A 21,696-nucleotide genomic window follows, 5' to 3' on the forward strand; every position below is an offset into this window, starting at 1 on the left:
GATGGTGACCGCGTTCCTGTACGGGCTGGCCACCGCACTCCCGTTGGCCCTGGGTGCAGCGATCGGACTGCATTGGACCCTGCCGCGGACCGTGCTGGCGGGGTTGATGGCCTTCGGTGCGGGAACCATGATCGCCGCGGTGTCTTCGGAATTGTTCGAGCCTGCGTTTGAGCAAGCAGGCGCGGTGACCGCGGGAGCGGCCCTGTTTGCCGGCGCCGGGATATACGTTGTCGCCAACCATCTGATCGAAAATCGGCTGGGACCGGCGGCCATCGGCTGGGCACTCATGCTCGGCACCGTCCTCGACGGCATCCCGGAGAACACCGCATTAGGTGTCTCGCTGACAACCGGCGGAGGCCTGGTGCTGGTGGTCGCCGTCGCCGTGGGCAACGTGCCCGAAGCGGTCAGCGGCGCCGCACTCATGCGCCGGCAGCACGGTTTCAGCCAGACCCGGGCGCTCACGTTGTGGTCGGTGACCGCCGTAATACTCGTCGCGGTCACCGTCGGGGGCTATGCGCTCTCCGACGCGATCCCCCAAACCGGGATCAGCACAGTCCAAGCATTCGCCGGTGGTGCAACCCTCGCAGTCCTCGCCGACTCTTTGATGCCCGAGGCCTACCGCGACGGCGGATGGTGGGTGGGTTTGTCCACCGCCGCAGGCTTCCTCCTCGCCTTCGTCCTCAAGTAATCCTGTACGCGCCGCGCCGCGCCGCGGCGCGCCGCGCCGCGCCGCGCCGATGGTGATCGCCGGCTATGCAGGTAGCTGTGGGTCTGCCGAGCGGCAGACGAAATCAGGTGAACGCTCCTCGCCCGCTGACCGTGTCGGCGGCGGCCTCGACGCGAGTATTCGGACGGATTGTCTTTTTGATTGGGCATGGTGATCGGGCATTGGCTATCTTTAGCCGCATGGCGAAAAAGACTGTCGTGGAGTTCATTGATGACCTGGATGGCAAGCCGATCGAGATTGATGATCTGAACACGATCGAGTGGTCATGGCGTGGTGTGGATTACGTCCTCGACACCAGCACCCCGAATCTCGAGAAGATCGAAGAGGGGAAGGTGCCGTTCACGACGGTGCTGAGCAAGTCGACCCGCGTGAGTGGTCGGCGGCGATCTGCTTCTGGCGCACGCCGTGCTACCGGGGCCTCTGGCGATGCCGGCGAGCGCGCGGCGATTCGTGCGTGGGCCCGGGACCAGGGTTATGACGTCGGGGACCGCGGGCGGATCTCTTCGGAAATTGTGGCCGCCTACTACGGACAATCCGGCGCTCGCTAGTCGGCGGCGGTCTAACGGCAGGTGTTGGCGCGCAACCTGCGCAGTTGTGTGAGTCGTTGTATCAGTGGTGTTTTGAACGTCGCAATCAGAACGACAGGGCCGGTCGAATGCGTCGGCGTCAGCTTGCCCCGAGCCGTTACCTCGCGGGCGGGTTGCCGGCGGCCTGACGGAATCAGGCAGCTCACGGGCAGAGAATGTCGGGACTACGCAGATCGCCGACGTGTGGCTGGTTCCAATAGTCAGGTTTCGGCGTTCGGCACCGGAGAGAGCGCAGCAACGACATAATAGACACTGTGATGTTCCCCGTTCGCCGCAATGCCCCCGCCAGGTAAGACCGGAGGGGGCGGCGGCCATGGGTGGCTCCGAGCTGATGGACGTTCGACCCGCTCGGCAGCGACGACTTTTCCGATCTTTCTGTTCAGACGAGCGGTTACCGCATCGAACCCCTGCAGCTCAAACACTTCTGAGTCCGGGGATTCGTGCACGAAGGGATCAAGCCCATGATTGTGTCAACGCGCAGCCGGCTTCGTCGAATTGCGACCGTCGCGTTCGTCGCTGGTCTTGCGACCACGAGCCTGTCGTGTGGAACGGATGGCTCGAGTGGTGATGAACAGGGCTCCTCGCAGCCCAGCTCAAAAGTCGCGAGCGCCGACGCCGGGGCGATCGTGGACATCGTGCGCAACAAGCTCGCCGAACTCGATCTCAGCGGCGCGGTATTCGGAGTGTGGCGCGGCGACGAGGAAGTAGTGATCGATGCGGCCGGTGACTCGCCGATCGGCGTGCCGGCCACGGCCGACATGCAGTTGCGAGTCGGTCAACCGATGGAGCCGATGCTGTCGACGGTCCTGCTGCAGCTCAACGAAGCCGGAACATTGGAACTCGACGAGCCGATCGCCAAGTGGGTGCCTGACTTTCCACGTGCCGACAGGATCACCCCGCGCATGCTCGCCAACAGCACGTCGGGCATCTCCGACTACGTGACGAATCCAGACTTTCTGAAAGCCTTCTACGACAATCCGATCAAAGGCTTTACCTCACAGGAGATCCTGAACCTGGCAAAATCCCGTCCGCCGCTGTTCGAGCCAGGAACGAGCTTCGCATACTCGCACAGTGATCTGTGCCTCCTCGGCGTCGTGCTCGAGAAGGCCTCGGGTGAACCTCTGGGGGAACTGTTGCAGAAGCGTATCTTCACGCCACTTGGAATGCGTGAGAGCGCCTTGATGCTGACACCTCAGATGACCGAGCCGATTCTGCACGGTTACACCAATGAACGTGGAGTTTTCGAGGACTCATCATTCTGGAATCCGACAGCGTTCCTCAACAGCGGCAACATGAACTCGACGGTGGCGGATCTCGCTCGTTGGGTTCGTGGACTGTCTACCGGCGAACTGTTGTCGGACAATGCATTCAAAGAAATGATGGCGCCCTCGACCGCCGGTCTGGGCCCGTTGACGCCGGAGAAGTTCTTCGCATTCGGCACTGCCCACCTGAACAGCTGGCTCTTCATGAACCCCGCATTCGGGGGCTACAACGGCGTGATTCTCTATGACAATGCGTCCAAGACGACGATCATCGTGTACGCCACACTCGGACCGACTGCCAACGCCGACACCAACAACGCGGTACCGATCGGCACCGCCATCGGTAGGTTGCTGCTGCCAGACGACCCACCGCCGATGCCTTGACACACCAAAGTCTGTTGCTGTCTGGCGTACCCGGCACGTGCCGGAACACCGGGAAGAGCAACTTGCTCGTAGTATCGAACGAATCGCTATCTGCGTGGTGTCGGCTCGGGTATCTCCTCCGGGCGGTAGTTGGGTAGTCGGTAGGCCGGGATGATTGCCGGACAACTGATTACGTCGACAGCGTGGCTACTCTTGAATGACAAGGTTCGTGCCTGCGATGTGGCGCGCAGCGAGGTAGCCGAAGACAAGTGCGGGCCCGATGGTCGCTCCGGGACCTGCATAGGTGTGCCCCATCACGGCTGCTGAGGTGTTTCCCACCGCGTAGAGCCCGGCAATCGGTTCGCCGTTGGAACGCAGCGCGCGAGCGTTGGCGTCGGTGACGATTCCGCCTTTGGTTCCGAGGTCGGCGGGCACCATCTGGGCGGCGTAGAACGGCGGCTTGCTGATCTCGCCGAGGCTTGGATTGGGCTTGTTGGTGACGTCGCCGTAGTAGTGGTCATACGCCGAGATTCCGCGGCCGAACTCGTCGTCCACCCCCTTCCGGGCTGCGGCGTTGAACCGGCTCATCGTTTGGATGAGGTTGGCGGGAGGAATCCCCAGGGTGGTGGCGAGTTCTTCGACCGTGTCTGCGGTCGTCAGTGCACCGTTGGCGAACCATGACCGCGGGAGCGGCGCTCGGGCGGGTTTGCCGGCGAACATGTAGCGATCCCGGTAGGTCTGGTCGAAGATCAACCACGCTGGGAGATTCTCAGCGGGCCCACTGCTCTTGCCATGTGCTCCTCCGAACATCTGATGGGTTGCTTCGACGTACGGTAGCGATTCGTTCATGAATCGACGTCCCTGACCGTTGACGATGACGCTGCGGGGCAACGACCGCTCGGCAAGCGCGAACCAAGGACCCTTGGGAAGTGGAATCGACGGAGCCCACCATGCGTCGTCCATCAGGTCGGTGGCCGCTCCTATTTTTTCAGCAGCCAGTATCCCGTCCCCGGTGTTCGTGGATGCGCCGAGAGACAACGATGGGCCGGCTGGTGCTCGGTGGTGTCGTGCTCGCAGCGCCGGGTTGTGATCGAACCCGCCGCACGCGAGGACAACTCCACGGCGGGCCGCTAACGAAGTACCGTCGCTCAGCTCGACGCCGGTCACCACGTCACCGTTGGTCGACAGCTCGGTGATCGCCGTTCCCAGCATCACGGGGATGCCGGCCTGCCGAACTCCCACCATCAGCGAGGCGGCCAAGGCGCTGCCCAGTCCCACGAGTCTTTGTCGGCGGATACGAGCCAGAGCAGTTCGGCCGGCTACCCGAAACATCCGGGCGGGTCCGCGCCAATGGCGGAAGCCCGTGCTCAACCAGCGGTAGTCAGACTGCTGCACAACAACATTCATCGGGGTGCGGGTATAGAACGGCTGTAGTGTGGCGAGGTCCGCTCCCAATACACGCGCATCGAACGGCTTTGGCTCGCACGATCTACCGGCCGCTCGACCCCCGGGCTGTTCTGGGTGATAGTCGCAGTAGCCACGCACCCATTCCAGATCAAGCCCTGAGTGGTCGGTCAAGAAGCGCATTGCTTCGCCACCTCGATCGATGAATGCGTCGATGCGCCCGGAGTCGGCATCATCGGCGACGATCGCCCGTAAGTATTTGCGCGCGGACTCGAGGTCGTCGGCGGGGGCCTGCTGTATGAGGATGTCGTTGCCGGGAATCCACACGCCACCGCCTGATCGAGCGGTCGAGCCGCCCCACTGCTGAGCCTTCTCGACGATCACCACGCTCAGCCCATCCGCGGCGGCCGTGATTGCCGCAGCCATCCCTCCCGCGCCGGAACCGACCACGACCACATCGAACTCGTTCATGTACGCCCCTTGATAGTTCTCGCTTATATGACAGTAACTATCAGATTGAGTAGGAATCGCACAAGGTGTAACAATGAGCGCATGGGTATGACTTTGCGGGCCAAGCAGCGAATGCGGGTGCGCCGCGACATCGATTCAGCTGCTCTCCGGTTGTTCAGCGAGCGCGGGTTCAGCCGAGTCAGCACAGACGAGATAGCGATGCAGGCGGGCGTTTCTCCGAGCACCTACTACCGACATGTTCCGAACAAGGAAGACTTGCTACTGAGGCCATTACGGGCGAGTAGTGCAGCCATCGTCGACGGATTCGAAAGTCGGCCGGTCGAGGAATCCGTGGGCAGTGCGTTGGCCAACGCCATCCGGATACAGACGGCGGACACCGACCACCTCGAACTGCAGCAATGGAGGTCCGTCATCTCAGAGGTTCCCGGAATTCTCGAACGTGTCGCGTTGATCACCGAGAACGACCGCGCTCGGCTCATCGACATCGCCGCGCGGCGCATGAACTCGGACGCGACCCGCGATTATGCGCCGGGTGTCTGTGTGTGCAGCATCCTCGCGGTAGTGGAATACGGCTTCCGTCGCTGGATGGGCCAAGCAGAATCCACGACCGGGCTACTGGGTTGCATTGACCAAGCAATAGCTGCGGCCGATGGAAATACTGGTCGTCTTTGAGCCTCGAATGCACAGTCTTCTTGTGCTGAATTAATGCCGCATGCTCAATCCGGACCGATGGAACGCAGCACTACACACAGATATCATCGGACTGTCGAGGTTGCAGGCAAACGCGACATCGATCCTTGCCATCTCCAGCGAAGGGCGATAATGCCGCAACATCATGCAACACTGTCCGACACCGACATCGTCGAGGCGTACGTGTACCTCCTGGGTCGATATCTGGTCATCCGACAGGAAACGATCGACCTAGCCGACCCCGATGTCGACTACAACGTCCTCAAGCACAATCCGCCGGTGCTTGCCGGGACGTCATCGCAATCGGCACCGACCTTCGTCAACCCAAACCTAGACGTTGTGTACTCCGAAGCATGGGTAGCCGTCGACGCGAACACGCCTGCCGTGTTGACCATCCCAGAAATCCCCGCTGGCACGTATTACACAGCACAGATCGTGGACGAGTGGGCCGAGATCACGCACAACATCAACGAACGCAACTACCCGCACAAACCATATGGCCGGTATGCCTTGTGCCTGCAAGGCAGTTCGCCGAGCTACCCTGACGACTGCCTGCGCATCGATATCCCATCGTCGAAAGCCAAATTACTGACCCGTGTGCAACTCGGAACCGATCCTGACCTGGCGATCTCACTGCAGAAAGCGTTCAGCCTCAGTTCCCTCGGTCGCCCACAACCCACCCCCATCGTCGAGTTTCCTACCTTCACCAACGCCAACCTCCCCGGCGCTGAAGTCTTCGCCGAACCCACCCTCGCCGCAGCACTTGCAGCAGCAGACGCGTGCCCACGCGCAACCGAGCTCCACCCGGTGATTCGAGCGGTCGCATCCCAGATCAGCCACGACGAACGTGCACTGCCCCACGTGGACGCAGTGATAAGGCAACAGGCGATACCAAAGTTCCTGCAGTTCGTAGGCAGCTTCGGAGACATCACCAACGGGTGGTCATCCACAGCGGCCTACCCATCGTTTGGTGCGGACTACTGGTTTAGAGCCACCGCGAACTTCGGAGGGATCTGGTGGAACTCGTCAACCGAAGCCGTCTACGAGATGCTGCATCAGGACGCAGACGGAAAAACCCCAACCGGCGACCACCACTACACACTGACCTTTGCCGCCGGCGCCACACCCGACACGGTCGCAGCCGCCTTCTGGTCACTGACCGCCTACGGGAAACCCGACTACATGCTGGTACCGAACGAACACGGCCGCTACACCCTCGGCTACCAGTCCGCTCTGCAGACCAACGACGACGGATCAACAACAGTCCACTTCGCCGCCGAACTTCCAGCCAACACTCCCCAAAGTAATTGGCTACCAACGCCTCCTGGCAAGCCATTCACCGCAGACCTGCGCCTCTACCTACCTTCGACCAAGATAGCGGCAGGCCAATGGGCCCCACCCGTTCTCACCAAGGCGACGTGACCTGTAGGGACTGCCGAGTGAAGGGACTTGTTGGCCCTCGCAAGGAGTGCCGGCATCGGCAGAACGGCAGCGCCTGCGGAGGCTAGGTTCCGGCCGTGCGGGCCTCGAGAAACGCGGTTGATCAACTCGATTCGGACGCCTGCGTTCGTCCACTCGGATCGTGGTAGCCAGCTCCGTTCGAGAGCGTTCGTGAAAGCGTTGTCCCACAACATGTTGAGGGGATCTCTGGGCAGAGTTGGAGCATGCGGAGACAACGCCGCCATGGCGTTGTATGTCCGCTCTTCTTCAGGCGAACGCCCTTGATCGGCGTACCCGGGTGTTGACAATGTCCTTTCGAATACTCTGTCGGTGGGAGGTGAGGTTGTGGCAGCGGCGCGAAAGAACACCGACGCGGAACCGGTTGGAAGCGAGAGCTTCGTGACGGTGGTGATCGCGTTTGCTGCGAATCTTGCTATCGCCGTCGCGAAAACATTTGCAGCAGTGATCACGGGATCGGCATCGCTGGTCGCCGAGTCGGCACACTCGTGGGCCGACACCGGCAATGAGATCCTTCTGCTTGTCGCCGAGCGGCGTTCGCACCGTCGCCGAGATGCCCACCATCCCCAGGGCTACGGGAAGGAGGCCTACATCTGGTCGATGTTTGCTGCGTTCGGCCTGTTCGCGGTGGGGGCAGCAGTGTCGATTCAACATGGTGTCACAGAGCTCCTTTCCCCGGAACCTGCCACCGATTACGCAGTTGCCTATGCCGTGCTCGCCACCGCAGGCCTCCTGGAGGGCATCTCGTTCTTTCGTTCCTATCGGCAGGCGAAACGCGACGCCGGCAAGCGCCGAGTCGGCTTGCTTCGTCTGGTCTTTCGTACCTCCGACCCCACCCTTCGAGCTGTCTTTGCCGAGGACGCTGCGGCACTGATCGGACTGGTCATCGCCTTCGCGGGCGTGTCACTTCACCAGCTCACCGGTTCGTCCATTTACGACTCCATCGGCTCGATCTTGGTGGGTCTGCTGTTGGGCGTGGTCGCGGTGATGTTGATCAACCAGAACCGTAGGTTCCTCCTCGGCCAGACAGTAGATCCGTCAACACGCCAGATGCTGCTACGCCGGCTGATCGGGCACCGCGATGTCGACCGCGTCACGTATCTGCACATCGAGTACACCGGACCCGCCACGGTTTTCATCGTGGCCGCGATCGACTTCGCCGGCAACAGCAGCGAGGACTCGCTGGCGCTGATGCTTAGACGGTTGGAAACCGAGCTTGAGAACGATCCGCGGGTGACCGAGGCTGTGCTGACGCTCGCCGCGCCGGACGAGGCCTCGCTGACGTTCGACTAGTACCACCCTGGGTGAAGTGTGCGGCACCGCGGATCTGAGCAACTGAGTACCAACGATCCGCGCGACCGCAGGGTCTGCTCTTCGGTCTCGTAGTCGGCTGGGGTGGATCCGGCTCACGACGGGTTCAGTACGAAAGTCTGCGAAATGTGCTGCGCTGCGGTGAAATGGTCAGTGGAATTGATGTCGTTTCTCTGCTGCCGGTGGGCCGGGGGAATCCGATCACTGGAGGTTGATGTCATGGCCGATCTACCGGGGCGGTTGGGGCAGGTTCGCCGCGATGGTGAGTTGCCGTTGCGTGATGATGTCTCGATCGTGTTCGATGAACTCGACTATCAGATGGCCTGCCAGGTGTATCTGTGGGCGTTGCCGCTCGTTTCGTATGCACAGTGGCAGAAGGTTCATTATGAGGTGTTCGGGGCAACTAGCTCTGACATCGTTCATTATGTGAGTTATCGGGATCGGCTTGGGTTGATCACCGCAAACGCGACGACGCCCTACATTCTCAACTTCTACGATCTGAGCCAGACCGGTCCTCTGGTGATCGAGTTACCGGCAGGACCGACTGCCGGTGGGCTGTCGGACTTTTGGCAACGCGAGATCGGTGTCATGGGCGAGATGGGCCCGGATCAAGGCAGAGGCGGGCGACATCTGGTCATTCCACCGGGGCAGTCGGTGCCCGAGGACGCAGAGGGTTACTTTGTGCAGTACTCCAGCGGCGTGAACATCATGTTCGGTTTTCGAACGCTCGATCCCGATCCAGCACGGGCTCAGGAGCTTGTCGAGGCGGTCAGGGTGTACCCGTTCAGCGCCCGAAATGATCCGCCTACGACTAAAGTGGTGTCGCCGGAGGGCAAACCGTGGTCAGGTGACCAACCCCGCGGCCTGGAATACTGGGAACGGTTGCACAGTATCTATCAGAGCGAGGTCGTCGATGAACGCGACCGTTTTTATCTGGCCATGCTTGCCGCGTTGGGAGTCGAGAAGGGCAAACCCTTCGCACCCGATACCCGGCTGACCGCGATTCTCGAGTCGGCGGCCGCTGCTGGTGAGTTGATGGCCCAGGCCAACACGTTCGTCAAACGATTCCCCGATTCACGATATTGGCCTGACCGGCAGTGGGATCTCGTTCTTGCGCTCGACAAATCGAGTCAGCGCACCGAGTTCTACGACCAGCTCCTCGAGCGCGCTTCGTGGTTCTACGAAGCGGTGAGCTTTTCTGAGGCAATGAAAAGTCAGACTCCCGGGCTCGGTCAGGCATATTTGGGGTGCTACACCGACAGTCTCGGTCAATGGCTCGACGGCGCAGAGCATTACACCCTGCACGTCCCGGCGGACCCGCCCGCCAAGCTGTTCTGGTCGGTGACGGTGTACTCGGTCGACACACGGTGTCTGATCGACAACGAACAGCAGCGCGGCGACCGGGGTTCTCGCGATTCCGATCTGGTGTACAACGAGGATGGGTCGGTGGATCTACACTTCGGGCCGCGGCCAGTTGAAGGGCGCGAAGGCAATTGGATACAAACCATCCCAGGTCAGCATTGGTTCTCGTACTTCCGTTTGTACGGGCCGTTGGAGACGTACTTCGACCGCACCTGGAAGCTGGGCGACATCGCCGCGTCCTGATCCGGGCACGAATCAACTGAGATCGCGGCTCAATGATCGTCCCTGCGGTCGGGCTGATCGATCGCTGCGGTGACCGAGGGGTAAAGGCCGATGCGACGGTCGGGGTCGACTGCGGCCATGACGTCGCCGAATTGGGCGGCGTCGCGGGCGATGCGGAGTCCCACGTGCCGGCTGCGAAGTGTGTGGTGAAGCTCGAGGAGCATTCGCACGGCGCTGACGTCGATGAACGATGAGGTTTCGGCGTCGAGCACGACGCGAGTCGTTTCCGGAGTCAGGAGGCTCGTGATGTGGTCGCGGACATGGTCTGCGTTGGCGAAGAACAGCCCGGCTTCGACTCGGACGACCAAAACCCCGGCAATGGCGTCGAGGTCGGGATGGTTGGCGCGATCAACCCAACGGGTGTTTTGTTTGACCAGGCTAGCCACGTGTGGACGTGAGACCCGGTACAGCAGTAGCAGAAGTGATACGGCGACGCCGATGACCAGACCAGGCAGGGTGTCGAAGACAAGCACGCCGACCATGGCGGCGACTGCTGCGAGGAAGTCGATCCGGGTGGCGTGGCCATAGATTCGGCCGAGCCGTGCGGTGTAGACGCGGTACAGGTTCACCAGGGCCGGGATGTCGACGAGGTCTATGACGGCGGCGATGACGACCGCGGCGAGCGTCGCTTCGGGAAGTTTCTCGAAGAGCCCCGTCAAGAAGAGCAGGGTCACCAGTGTCAACACCGCTACGGTCAGGCCGCTGAGCTGAGTCTTGGCACCGGCGCCCCCGTTGACGGCGGTTTTGGACAGGCTTCCGTTGACGACCATGCCCGCACACAGGCCCGAGCCCAGATTTGCCGCGCCCAGGCCGGTCAGTTCGCGGTTGGCGTCCACGGTGTAACCGCTCTTGGCTGCATACGTTTTCGCCGCGCCCAGGCCTTCGGCGAATCCGATGAGCAGCACCCCGACCGCGGGACCGACGAGGTCGAGGTAATCCGCACCGGACAAGCCGTCGGGTAATCCAAGCTCTGGTAGGCCGGGGTCGATGGCGCCGACAATGTCGACGCCTCGGCGGTCCAGATCCAAAAGGGATACCGCTAGCACGCTGCCGAGAACGACCACCAGCGCACCGGGCACCAGCGGTAGCCACCGGCGGAGTACCAGAACGAGGGCGAGACTGACGAAACCAATTGCTGCGGTGCGCCAGTGCGTATCACCGAGATGCTCGACAATCGACCAGGTCTTCTCGAAGAAGTTCCCCTCGCCTTTGTCGATGCCGAACAGCGCGGGAATCTGACCGACGATGATCGTCAGCGCGAGGCCCACGATGAAACCCTTGAGGACCGGCTCGGAAATGAATGCAGCGACGAACCCGAGCCGTGCCAGGCCGGCAAGTATGCCGATCATTCCGGTGACCAGCGCCAGGGCGGCGGTGATCGCGATGAAGTGATCCGGTTGCCCGCCGGCAAAGTCGGCTACGATCGCCGCCGAGAGCGCGGCTGTAGCTGACATCGGACCGACGATCAGGTGCCGTGAGCTTCCGAAGGCGGCGTAGAGCAACAGTGCGGGGACCGCCGCGTAGAGCCCGACCACGGCCGGGACCCCGGCAATCGAGGCGTACGCCAACGCCTCGGGCACCATGACCGCCCACACCGTTACCCCGGCGACCAGGTCAGGTCGCAGGTAGGCGCGCTGGTACCGGCTCAGAGATGAAAAGACTTGATGTCGGAGATCGAATGTCACAGGCCCTGCACCCCTTTGGTCAACTGCATGACAGCGATGAGCATCAACAGCGCAGCGTTGAGCAGTTTGGTGTTGCCCGCCACCCAGGTTCGCAGCTTCTCGAGGGGGGCGGTCGCCCGATCACGGTAGATCATCAGATAGCCGACCGGCAGCGCGACCGAGCCGGCCGCGACGACGACAAACAGGACTGCGGCAGCGAACTGGATGTACCCAGCGACACCACTGAGGCGCAGGTCGAGTCCGACAGCCACGGCGCACGATAGATCGACCGGGTTGAGCACAAATAGACCGAGCCCCAGCAAAAAGCAACGAATTGTGCTGAACTCCGCGACGTGGGCCAGCACGCTGGGTAGTTGGGGTGCCGCAGAGGCGATGTCGCCGGGGCTGTGGGCCCCGGTCATCGCGTGCAATCGCACGCGCTGGCGGGTGAAAACAAACCAAGCGCCGACGAACATCACCCCGGCAAGCACCAGGTGCACCATCGGCACCCACAACGGCGGTTGTCGGCGTTCGTGCACCTGGAGAAGCACGAACACCACGTACGACACACCCACACCGCCGACGATGCCGATCACCCATCCGGTCAGAAAAGCAACGCTGTTTCGAGTGGCGTTGTGTGAGAACAACACCGCTACCAGTGCGATCACAGCCAGCGGACTTATCACGATCCCGAGCGCAACCGGTATCAATGAAACGATCAACGAGTCCATCGATGCGCCTTCCGCCCATCGGTCAGCCCAGACCGCCGATGCCTTTGCCGATCAACACAACCCCGATCACCAAGATCAGCACACTCATTACGGCAGTGTTGTGGTCCTGCAGCCAGGATTTGAGGGAGTCCAACGGCCCACGCATCTGCGTACCGGCGACCTGGTAGGCCACCACAGGTACTGCGACGGTGATGCCTGCGATGATGGTGAACACTGCCACCGCGAGAATGCTTTCCCCACCGCTGAGCGAGCCGGCACCGATGGTGACTCCCGCTGCCACACACATCAACAAGTTTTTCGGGTTGACCGCAGCCAGCACAAACCCGATACCGGCTGCTTGTGCGGGCTTCATCTCATCAATGGCCGACATCCACTTCGGAGTGGCGTGTTCGCCGCCTCGTGATCGCCATTGGCGAACCCCGACAGCGAAAAGCACTACACCCAACCCGATCTTGACCCACGACGCCGCAGTGGATGGGCCATCGTCGGAGTCGATTGCACCGCCCAGGAACACGAAGACGACGGTGGCGACAACGATCCCGGCCAGCCAGCCGAGGGCGAATCCGATGCTGGTGGTGCGAGCATGCTTGCCGAGCAGCATCAGGATGGCTGCGATGATGGGGATCGGAGAAACTGCGACACCCACAGCCAGAGGCAACAGGTCACCGATCACTGCACCCATCAGAGAACTCCGTACCCCTTTTAGTCGGCTAGTACTCGGTTCGCCATGTGGTGACCGCCCAGATGACGATGAGATCGAGCGCGATGATCAGAATCGACCACAGCGGGTAGTACGGAAGCCAGAGGAAGTTGACGATGATCGACAGCGCGGCAAGTACGACAGCAGTCGCTCGTGCCCATCCCGCACCGGTCATCAAACCGAAAGCCACCATGACGCCGAGAATGCCGACGATGAGATGGATCCATCCCCAGGCCGTGATGTCGAACTCGTAGGTGTATTGGGGTCCGACAACGAAGAACTCGTCGTCCACGAGGGCGGCGATGCCTTGCAGTACGGCCAAAATCGATGCGGTTCCAAGCAGGACTGCCGCTGCAAAGGTGGTACCTCCGGCGAGGCCCTGCTTGACAGGGTGCCGGTCAGGGGGAGTGGTCATGAGGCCTCTTCTGGTGTGATGGAGCAGGGTGGCGTGCGCACCGTGTTCCTCCGGAACAATCGCGCTGGCACTGGTTTCAGCCAAAACAAGTTTATCGAGCAGGGGAATCGATCAGCGGATGTTTCGCAGTCTTAATGTTAGTTTTTTATAGCAATTCGTCGATGTAGGCAATCAATGCTGTTGCAGCGCAGTTCAGGTCCCGGCATGGTGAAAACTTCGGGCAGGGATGTCACCCCCTTGCGATAACGGCAGAAGAGGTGTCCGATCGGGATTGCGTTGCAACGAGGTTCGAGGGAGCGTAGATGTCTGCTGATTTCAACGATCGCCGCGAAAGCGAACAGATTGGACGCAGTACAGCGCCGACATCCGAGTCTCTGCCGGGTGCGGTGGATGCCCGTTTCACGCTGGCGGCCGAACGCACCGTGTTGTCCTGGATTCGCACGGCATTAGGACTGGTGGCGGCTGGGGTTGCGGTTCTTCACTTTGTCGAGTCGTTCGGCGAGCCAGGAGTTCGCGAAACCTTGGGCGTAGCACTGATTGTTTGTGGTGCCCTGACGGCCGTGTTGGGTGCGTGGCGGTGGCGTGCCACAGATAGGGCGTTGCGCGAGGGCGGGGCCCTGCCAGGTGGGGCTGCAATTTGGTTCTTGGTGGCGATCATCGTGGTGCTGTCGACCGCTTTCGCAGTCGCGAGCTTGATGAGTGGATGATCGACCGCCGCGCTATCGGGGCGGCAACGTCATTGTGACGGCCGATCGGTTGTCATGTCGCGACCTCTCAGGTGCCGACGGGTTCAGGAAGGTTGCGTCTTGGCGTCGCCGAAGGGCTCGTCGCGCTCGCGGACAGCTGTTCGGAATCCCTCTGTTGCTGCGCGGGTTTGGAAGGCGTGGCCTTCGCGTGTGTGGCGGGATATGCCGTCGAAGACGGTACTAATCATCCCTGAGATTGCCACGCCTTGAGCGAGTAGGGCGCTGTTCAGGGCGAGTTTGGTCATGACGAGCTGATTGATGGGGACCTGGGAGATGCGGCGAAGGAGGTCTTCGGTCCGTTCGTCAAGTCGGTCTGCAGGTGGGGCTTCGACGGCCAGTCCCCACTGCTCGGCTTGGCTTCCGGTGAGACTGTCACCTGTCAGCAGTAGTCGCTTTGCGCGTTGGTCGCCGAGTCGGTGGGCCCACATGCCGGCTGCGGGTATGCCCCATACGCGTGTGGGTGGGTAGCCGATGCGGGTGTTGTCGGCGCAGATGATCTGATCTGCGTACAACGCGATGTCGGTGCCGCCGGCAATGCAGAACCCGTGCAGTTTGGCCACGGTTGGCTTGTTGGCGTGCAACAGGCTGGCGAAGCCGCGATTGAACCGGCTCATCATCTGAAAGTCGATCATGGGGTCCCAGGTTCCGGTCGGATCGTGGTTGCGTGCTTGAACCACGGGATCCACAACGGTCCCGGTGGTGCTGGTGTGGTCGTCGGCGGGTGTGCCGGCATTTTCGGCATAGATCGACAGGTCGTAGCCGCCGCAGAAACCTTTGCCCGCGGCCTGACACGACGATGACGTGGACACGCGGATCAAGATCGGCCCGCTCCACTGCTGCCGCGAGGTCGGCCGGGGTGGCTGCGGTGATGGCGTTGCCGCGTTCGGGCCGGTTGAAGACGATGCGCGCAATTCTGCCGGTGACCTCATAGGTGAGAGTGCTGTACTCAGTCGGTGCCTCAGATGCGATCCGGTCGGCGAACAGTGAGTCGTGACCGTCGATGAGAGAGTGACGCCACTGGGCGGGCTGGGCGCCAGGGTCGTTGCCGGAGGGGCTCATTGGCTGTCTTCGATCCTGGGGGTGGCGCGGTCGATCAAAGTTGCGGTATCAACGCCGGTCGGTAGTGTGCCGACGACGTCGCCGTGGTCGCCGCCGATACGGCTCGCGGCGAAGGCGTCCGCGACCGCTGGGTGCCCGTACCGCAACAGAAGTGAACCTTGCAGAACAGTCGCCATATCTCCGACGATCCTGCGTGCCTGGTACTGCAGTGCATCGGAATCTGCCGAGGTGAGTCTGGACAGGGTGTGCTCGAGTCGCCCCACACCGACGTCGAAGTTTCCATCGGCACCGGTGGCACATCGGACTTCGTCGACAAAGACATCGAGTGTTTCTGGTTGGCGGGCGATGGCACGCAGCACATCCAGGGCGGCGACGTTGCCCGACCCTTCCCAGATGGACATCAGCGGCGCTTCTCGGTATAGGCGCGGCATGCGTGACTCCTCGACGTATCCGTTGCCGCCGAGGCATTCGAGCGCTTCGCCGGCATGGATCGGCGCGCGTTTGCAGACGTGATATTTGGTGACGGCGAGCGCAATCCGCCGTAGTAGACCGGCCCGTTCATCGCCTGCGATCGCACGGTCTGTGAGATCGGCCAGGAACAGTCCGGCCGTGGTGGCCGCTTCTGCCTCGATCGCCAGATCTGCCAGCACGTTTCGCATCAGCGGTTGTTCGGCGAGTGTGGCTCCGAAGGCACTGCGGTGGGCGGCATGGTGTGCGGCATGCGCGAGGCCGGTGCGCATTCCGGTGGCCGAACCGAGCACGCAGTCGAGCCGGGTGAGGTTGACCATCTCGACGATGGTCTTGACCCCACGGCCTTCGTCGCCGACGAGCCAACCGATCGTCTGGTCGTACTCAATCTCACTGCTGGCGTTGGAATGGTTCCCGAGCTTGTTCTTCAAACGCTGGAGCGCGAACGTGTTTCGGCTACCGTCGGGCAGTACTCGCGGTACGAAGAAGCACGAGAGGCCCGCCTGTGCTTGTGCGAGGACCAGGAAGACGTCCGACATCGGCGCTGAGGTGAACCACTTGTGGCCAGTGATGCGGTACGTGCCGTCCGGTTGCGAGGTGGCTGTGGTGGTGTTCGCGCGGACATCGGAGCCGCCCTGCTTTTCAGTCATCGACATGCCCGCGAGCAGTCCACGTTTGGTCAGTGGTGGCCCAAGGACCGGGTCATAGTCTGTTGTGCACAGCAGGCGTTCGTACCGCCCGGCAATGTCGGGTGCAGCGCGTAGTGCGGGAACGATCGCGTAGGTCATCGAGATCGGGCATCCGTGGCCGGCGTCGACCGAACCCCACACGCTGAACTTGGCAGCCCGGATCAGGTGGGCATGGGGGCGTGGGTCGGCCCACGGGGCACCGTGCAGGCCGTTATCAACGGCGTGGCGCATGAGCTGGTGGTAGGCCGGATCGTAGGTCACCTCGTCGATCCGGTGGCCGTAACGATCGTGTGTGTTCAGGACGGGTGGGTGTGCTTCGGCGAGATCGCCGAGCTCGGTGGCCTCGACCGTGCCTGCGAAGGCGCCGAGCGTGCGGATTTCTTCGACTGCGGATTCGCTGATGTCGGCCCTGTGCAGCGCCTCGGCTATGACAGGTGTGTCGGCAGCGTTGGAACCGATCAACGGTGGAACCTGGTTGATCACCTGATGTGTGGGCATGTCAGTTGCTCCCTGTTGTTGAAGGTGTCATGCGGTTGCCGTGGTGAGTGCGGCGCGGCGAATGTCGTCGGCCGTGGCCTTGTTCGATGCCAATTGCGCGCGCGAGTAGACGGTGCGCCATCCTGGCGTGCCGAAGCGGCGACGAAGCCCGAAGTAGCAAGGCGCGAAGGCGCCGGCGACCGGACGCGGCAGAGTGCGCCAGAATAGCCCGTGGATGCGCCGCTCGATGCGATCGACAAGCGTGATCCGCAAGCCCATGTCGGCGTGGAACTTCTGCGGGACACCGGCGAGGATGCCCACCCGGATCGTGCGGGTGATCGGCAGAGACATGATGCGCCACAACGGAGTCGGAACGCGTTCCCACCCACGAGGCTTGGCGAGGGTCAAAGCATGGTCGACGATGAACTGAACGCCAGGACCGACCGCGAGGGTCTTGTCGACAAACGGTTGCCAATAGTCCAGGAAATCGGTGTAGGTGTCGGGCAGACTGCGAACGCCGTACCGGCGACCGATTTCCCGTAATGCCAGGAAGGCCTGTTCGCGTTCGTCCGCAGTCCGGAACAGGGCGAACTCCTCGGCAATGTCGATGCCCGCCTTGAGAATTGACCCCCACGTCCAGTTCCACAACTCCTTGTTCCAAGCGTGGTAGGGCGAGCCGTCAGGAAGCGAACCGGCGATAGGACGGTGCAGTTCGTGCAGACCGTGAGCGACGTCCTCGGCTTCGGGGCCCGCGAAGACAATCCCCATCACCATCTCGTAGGTACTGATCAGCCGTCGAGCAGTCGCTTGCAAGGTGGGTAAACCTTCGCTGCCATTGAGCGCGCGGTCCTTCTCGCTCAACACGTGCGCAATCTTGGGGTGCAGCGTCGGCATGATCAGGGCTGGAACGTTGGCGTACACCAACACCAGGGGGTGCCCAGCCATCCACCGGCCGAACGTACCGGGCTTGAGAGGATCAGCATCGGTCCCGCCGGACGCGACTGCGCGGGCAGTGTCGGGATCGACGTCGGCCAACTGTGACCCGTGGTTACTAGGTAAGTACTTGCCAGTAGTAGTCATTCGGACGTCAATCCTTCTTTTGTCAGAGGAGATGAACCACGAATCATGTTTGAGCAGTTGATGATCCGCGCCCCGGATGGGTCGGGGTGGGCGTCTCGCGCGCCACATTCCATAGCGGCGCTGGGTCCGTGCCATCGCGGCAAGGCCCGCCACGTAGGCTGAACATTACAATATGTAGTCGAGTGACGCAAGACTGTAATGTTGCTGGGGATGTACAGTCAGGGACCGATGAATACCACCCTCGTACCGCCGGTGTCGGCGCGCTCCGCGCTGCTGAGCCTGCTACTCGGCGCGCAACCGCCTCAGCTTCCAGGTCGAGAAATCGTTGCCGCCATGAAGTTGATCGGATTCAGCGAATCGACCACTCGTGTGGCGTTATCACGCATGGTCGCGAGCGGGGATCTCGTCCGTGCGGACGCGCTCTACACCCTCTCCGAGCGACTGATCGCTCGCCAAGAATCGGTGCGCACGCCCGAGTTTCGTACGTGGACGGGAACGTGGGAGATGGCCGTGGTCACCACCACGGGCCGGAGCGCTCCCGAACGAGTCGCACTCCGCGCAGACATGGCCCGCCAACGCGTCGGCGAACTTCGCGAGGGAGTCTGGATGCGGCCGGCCAACCTCCAGCGCGGCTGGCCTGACCGCCTGCAGGCCGTGTCTTCTTGTTTCGAAGCTTCCCCATTGGGCGATCCGGTAGAACTCGCACAAAAACTCTGGGACCTCGACGAGTGGCGTCGACTCGCGCTGCGATACCTCGATGAACTCGACGCGGCCACCGATGAACCCACCCGTTTTGTCACCATGGTCGCCGCCGTCCGCCACCTGCAAACCGATCCATTGCTGCCAACTGAGCTCCTTCCTGACGACTGGCCAGGACAGGCACTCAGCACCACGTACGACGACTACCGGGCATGGCTTGCCAGCATGCGCGAACACCCATGAAGCTCACCCCGACTTATCCCGTGCCGGGACCCTGCACCACGTGGTCGGCGATGCGGCCGATCCCAGTTTTGGCAATCACCTGGATCGACCGAGCTACGCACTGGCATCGCCCGTACGTCTTCGTCTTTGACGCAAGGCGCTGCTGCGCGGATGTGTGAACGGCGGCGGCTTGTTCAGGTTGGCTGGATCTGACTCGATGATGGGCGCTGGCGCATGGGACGAGTTGGCGATGCTCAGGATGGGCGCACTGTCATCGGCAGAGTCCGCAAGCGTCGGGAGAGCACACTAGGTGTCCAGTCCGGGGCTGGGTTGTCGAGTTTGAGAGCGGTGGTGGACTCAAGAAGGAACTCGACACCGATACGACCTTGGAGCCGCGCCAGCGCCGCCCCGACGCACAGGTGCAGTCCTTTGCCGAAGGCCATGTGCGTCCGTCGACGGGGTGGACGTAGGTCGAGGGTGTCGGGGTTGTCGAATCGTTCGGGGTCGCGATTGGCCGATCCCCAGGCCAGATAGAGGTGCGATCCAGCGGGAAGGTGTACGTCGCCGAGCGTGGTGTCGTTCACGACGTGGCGATAGTGGCCGCGGAACGGTGATTCAAGACGCAGCGCCTCCTCGATGAATACAGGTACGAGGGTGTGGTCGGTGCGCAACTGCTCGACGGTGTCGGGGCGGCGACCGAGCATCCACACAGAGGTGCCGAGCAGGCTGACGGTGGATTCTGCGCCGGCAGTGACGATTTGAATCAACATGTGGATCGCGGTCTCGCGGTCGATGTCGCCTCCGGCAGCCGCCCGGGCGAGATCGCTCACGACATCGGTGCCGGGCGCGGTGACGGCGGCATCGAATGCCTCGGCAAGGTAGGTGGAGAACTCAACGACTGCCGCGACGGCGTCTCTGACTTCTTCGGTGGTGACAACAGCGTCCAGAAGGACTGTGCTGGCCATCGTCCACCGCAGCAGGTCGTCGATGTCGCAAGCAGGTAGTCCCACCAGATGCGCGATCACCGTCATCGGAAGTCGTTGCGCCACCGCCTGCACCCAATCGATGCGGTTGTGCTCATCGAGTCCCGCCCTCCACAACTGGTGATAGGTATCGCGGACAAAAGGTTCCAGCGCGCGCACCCGACCAGCGACGAGCGAGGGCATCACCATCGTGCGGTGCCCACGATGACGGTCGCCGTCAGCGGTGGCCAGCACGTGCAGCGGGGCACCGAACGAGGCGATATCGACCTCGCCGACCGTGTGGTCATCGCGCCACAACATGGTCGCGGTGAGATTGGACGAGAAATCCTGTGGGCGGGCGAGAGCCTCGGCAATGAGATCCCACGTACTGACCACATAGAACGACGAATCACCGACCCGGTGAACAGGACACGACCGGCGTAGCTCGGCATAGAAGGGATACGGATTGTTCAGATCATGCATGTGAGCAGCATCAATCGTCCCATCACCGAGCACAAGACACCCGGGAGATGTCGACACGCAGGCGGTGGATGACAGAAAGTGCGGTGTCTCACCGCACCACCTTCACCACCACAGACGTGTTGAACGAAAAACATACGGTGTCTCATACTGAGATATGACCGACGACTGGCTGCTCGGCTCGGCCCGAGCAGAGACCGCCCGCAACCGCCTGGTCGACATCGCCGGCACCCTCATCGCTCAGCGTGGCGTGGACAAGTTCGACCTCAACGAACTCGCCGCCCGCTCGCACTGTTCTCGCGCTACGGTCTATCGGCACACCGGTGGCAAACAGCAACTCCTCGAAGCCGTCTTCGTCAGCACTTCCACCCGTTTGACCCACACTGTTCATGCCGCAGTCTCCGATCGAACGGGTCTTGACCGGGCCCGTACCGCCATCGCGGTCGCGGTGCGCGAGATGCGCAGCGATCGCATCGCCCGGCAGTTCCTCCGGTCCCGTCACGCCGGGCAGCAGGCGCTGGCCGCGAGCCGCTCACCTGCCCTGGCCGAAGTCGCCGCCGCGCTGATCGGCCTCGACCCCGCCGACACCATCACCACTTCCACCGCCGTCCGCGGGGTCCTGGCGCTAGTGCTGTGGCCGCCTGCAGACAAGGCCGACGAACCACACCTCATCGAAGCCCTGGCCGTTGGATTGCTCGCCGCACGCGACGCGCGCGCTCACTGAGGCCGGGCAGTCACCGCCGCACAACGGGACCGGTGATGGTCACCCGCGTGCAGGAGCCAAGACATCGATGACCGCGACCGGTTAGCCAGCCGCGTGCTGTATCACACTGCGTCGCTTGTCAACTGCCTCTCTGCAGCCGGCGTTGTCGGGGCCAGGAAATGGGAGGCGGCCCAGTAGACGAGCACGATGCTGAGGGCTCCGAACTTCAACGAGGCTGCGCGACGGGCCCGCGCAGCATTGGTTCCCCGGTCCCGATCCTGCAGGACGTGCAGTAACGCCACGCCCTCGCATGCGTCTGCGGCGACCGCCACCACGCACGCCGCCGGAACCAGGTACTGCGGAATGCTTATCGCACGGTCACTGTGTCGGCGGCGTGCCCTTTCAGACAGTAGGGCTGCGAACGTGCCGTAAATGCTCATGTAGCCGAAATCGAGCCACACCGATTTACGCGCCGCCGCAACGCCTTGCGGTCCCCAGGTGCTGATGATCTCGGTTGCGCGCCGATGCGTTCCGGCGACCTCCAGAGCGATGATTCCTGGGCCGCCCGCCTCGTGCCTAAAACGCTCCTACCGACACATCACCACAGTGGCCGCGGCGAAAAGAACGCCGGCACATCGCGCTGCCAGCCTCAGCCCCCCGCGTTCGTGCGACCGTGCCGGCGGT

The 21,696-nt window shown here is 62.4% G+C and carries 19 protein-coding genes and 2 pseudogenes; 11 read left to right on the top strand and 10 right to left on the bottom strand.

Features of this window, described 5'->3' with window-relative positions; all coding sequences use genetic code 11:
- The first annotated feature begins 1 nt into the window (after position 1).
- From CSW57_RS21975 to CSW57_RS21985, 3 genes are all read left to right on the top strand, one after another.
- Positions 2-688, top strand: coding sequence for a ZIP family metal transporter (locus CSW57_RS21975; RefSeq protein WP_099384775.1), 687 nt, complete (start codon positions 2-4; stop codon positions 686-688).
- Positions 689-753: 65 nt separating this feature from the next.
- Entirely contained in the window at positions 754-1,275 is a 522-nt protein-coding gene (locus CSW57_RS21980; protein ID WP_223249436.1) for a histone-like nucleoid-structuring protein Lsr2, read from the top strand.
- Between the two features lie 500 nt (positions 1,276-1,775).
- Positions 1,776-2,960 (top strand): serine hydrolase domain-containing protein, encoded by a 1,185-nt coding sequence (locus tag CSW57_RS21985; protein WP_099384805.1) that lies wholly within the window; start codon positions 1,776-1,778, stop codon positions 2,958-2,960.
- Positions 2,961-3,146: 186 nt separating this feature from the next.
- On the opposite strand, the gene kstD is transcribed toward CSW57_RS21985, so the two are convergent.
- Positions 3,147-4,814 carry a 3-oxosteroid 1-dehydrogenase gene (gene kstD / locus CSW57_RS21990; protein ID WP_099384777.1) on the bottom strand — a complete coding sequence of 556 codons (1,668 nt, stop codon included), beginning with the start codon at positions 4,812-4,814 and terminating at the stop codon, positions 3,147-3,149.
- Positions 4,815-4,895: 81 nt separating this feature from the next.
- Here kstD and CSW57_RS21995 point away from each other — a divergent pair, with 81 nt between their 5' ends.
- The 5 genes and pseudogenes from CSW57_RS21995 to CSW57_RS22015 all read left to right on the top strand — a co-directional run bounded on the left by CSW57_RS21995 (position 4,896) and on the right by CSW57_RS22015 (position 9,878).
- Positions 4,896-5,486 (top strand): TetR/AcrR family transcriptional regulator, encoded by a 591-nt coding sequence (locus CSW57_RS21995; RefSeq protein ID WP_223249437.1) that lies wholly within the window; start codon positions 4,896-4,898, stop codon positions 5,484-5,486.
- Positions 5,487-5,636: 150 nt separating this feature from the next.
- On the top strand, positions 5,637-6,926 hold the full coding sequence (locus CSW57_RS22000) for a DUF1214 domain-containing protein (RefSeq protein ID WP_189339400.1): 1,290 nt from the start codon (positions 5,637-5,639) through the stop codon (positions 6,924-6,926).
- 141 nt (positions 6,927-7,067) lie between these two features.
- Positions 7,068-7,240: pseudogene (locus tag CSW57_RS22005) on the top strand (IS3 family transposase); the annotation flags it as partial.
- 49 nt (positions 7,241-7,289) lie between these two features.
- Complete coding sequence (locus tag CSW57_RS22010; protein ID WP_099384779.1) at positions 7,290-8,255, top strand: cation diffusion facilitator family transporter; 966 nt, start codon at positions 7,290-7,292, stop codon at positions 8,253-8,255.
- Between the two features lie 237 nt (positions 8,256-8,492).
- Entirely contained in the window at positions 8,493-9,878 is a 1,386-nt protein-coding gene (locus CSW57_RS22015) for a DUF1254 domain-containing protein (protein ID WP_099384780.1), read from the top strand.
- Between the two features lie 29 nt (positions 9,879-9,907).
- Here CSW57_RS22015 and CSW57_RS22020 read toward each other — a convergent pair whose 3' ends face one another.
- The 4 genes from CSW57_RS22020 to CSW57_RS22035 are packed head-to-tail and all read right to left on the bottom strand — an operon-like array spanning position 9,908 to position 13,427.
- A complete protein-coding gene (locus tag CSW57_RS22020; RefSeq protein ID WP_223249438.1) occupies positions 9,908-11,602 on the bottom strand; it encodes a SulP family inorganic anion transporter in 1,695 nt (564 codons plus the stop codon).
- Complete coding sequence (locus CSW57_RS22025; RefSeq protein ID WP_099384781.1) at positions 11,599-12,312, bottom strand: GAP family protein; 714 nt, start codon at positions 12,310-12,312, stop codon at positions 11,599-11,601. Before CSW57_RS22025 ends, CSW57_RS22020 begins: the two co-directional genes overlap by 4 nt.
- 22 nt (positions 12,313-12,334) lie before the next feature.
- Positions 12,335-12,994 carry a GAP family protein gene (locus tag CSW57_RS22030; RefSeq protein ID WP_099384782.1) on the bottom strand — a complete coding sequence of 220 codons (660 nt, stop codon included), beginning with the start codon at positions 12,992-12,994 and terminating at the stop codon, positions 12,335-12,337.
- 28 nt (positions 12,995-13,022) lie between these two features.
- Positions 13,023-13,427, bottom strand: coding sequence for a DUF7144 family membrane protein (locus CSW57_RS22035; RefSeq protein WP_099384808.1), 405 nt, complete (start codon positions 13,425-13,427; stop codon positions 13,023-13,025).
- A gap of 302 nt (positions 13,428-13,729) precedes the next feature.
- Between CSW57_RS22035 and CSW57_RS22040 the strand changes: the two genes are divergently transcribed.
- Positions 13,730-14,134, top strand: coding sequence for a YidH family protein (locus tag CSW57_RS22040; protein WP_099384783.1), 405 nt, complete (start codon positions 13,730-13,732; stop codon positions 14,132-14,134).
- Between the two features lie 83 nt (positions 14,135-14,217).
- On the opposite strand, the pseudogene CSW57_RS22045 reads toward CSW57_RS22040, so the two are convergent.
- The 3 genes and pseudogenes from CSW57_RS22045 to CSW57_RS22055 form a co-directional block, all read right to left on the bottom strand.
- A pseudogene (locus tag CSW57_RS22045) lies at positions 14,218-15,232 on the bottom strand (crotonase/enoyl-CoA hydratase family protein).
- Positions 15,229-16,887, bottom strand: a complete 1,659-nt coding sequence (locus CSW57_RS22050) for an acyl-CoA dehydrogenase family protein (protein WP_099384784.1) — start codon at positions 16,885-16,887, stop codon at positions 15,229-15,231. Before CSW57_RS22050 ends, CSW57_RS22045 begins: the two are co-directional and overlap by 4 nt.
- Positions 16,888-16,914: 27 nt before the next feature.
- Positions 16,915-17,946, bottom strand: a complete 1,032-nt coding sequence (locus CSW57_RS22055) for an oxygenase MpaB family protein (protein WP_189339401.1) — start codon at positions 17,944-17,946, stop codon at positions 16,915-16,917.
- Positions 17,947-18,174: 228 nt separating this feature from the next.
- Between CSW57_RS22055 and CSW57_RS22060 the strand changes: the two genes are divergently transcribed.
- Positions 18,175-18,888: a PaaX family transcriptional regulator C-terminal domain-containing protein gene (locus tag CSW57_RS22060; protein WP_099384809.1), complete on the top strand. Its 714-nt coding sequence runs from the start codon at positions 18,175-18,177 to the stop codon at positions 18,886-18,888.
- Positions 18,889-19,121: 233 nt separating this feature from the next.
- Here the strand turns inward: CSW57_RS22060 and CSW57_RS22065 are convergent, their stop codons facing one another.
- Entirely contained in the window at positions 19,122-20,312 is a 1,191-nt protein-coding gene (locus tag CSW57_RS22065; protein ID WP_099384786.1) for a cytochrome P450, read from the bottom strand.
- Between the two features lie 154 nt (positions 20,313-20,466).
- Here CSW57_RS22065 and CSW57_RS22070 point away from each other — a divergent pair, with 154 nt between their 5' ends.
- Entirely contained in the window at positions 20,467-21,033 is a 567-nt protein-coding gene (locus tag CSW57_RS22070; protein ID WP_099384787.1) for a TetR/AcrR family transcriptional regulator, read from the top strand.
- Between the two features lie 101 nt (positions 21,034-21,134).
- Here CSW57_RS22070 and CSW57_RS22075 read toward each other — a convergent pair whose 3' ends face one another.
- Complete coding sequence (locus tag CSW57_RS22075) at positions 21,135-21,452, bottom strand: hypothetical protein (RefSeq protein WP_099384788.1); 318 nt, start codon at positions 21,450-21,452, stop codon at positions 21,135-21,137.
- Positions 21,453-21,696: the final 244 nt, after the last annotated feature.

Origin of the sequence: Williamsia muralis (genome assembly GCF_002735905.1) — a bacterium.
Taxonomy (GTDB): domain Bacteria; phylum Actinomycetota; class Actinomycetes; order Mycobacteriales; family Mycobacteriaceae; genus Williamsia; species Williamsia muralis_A.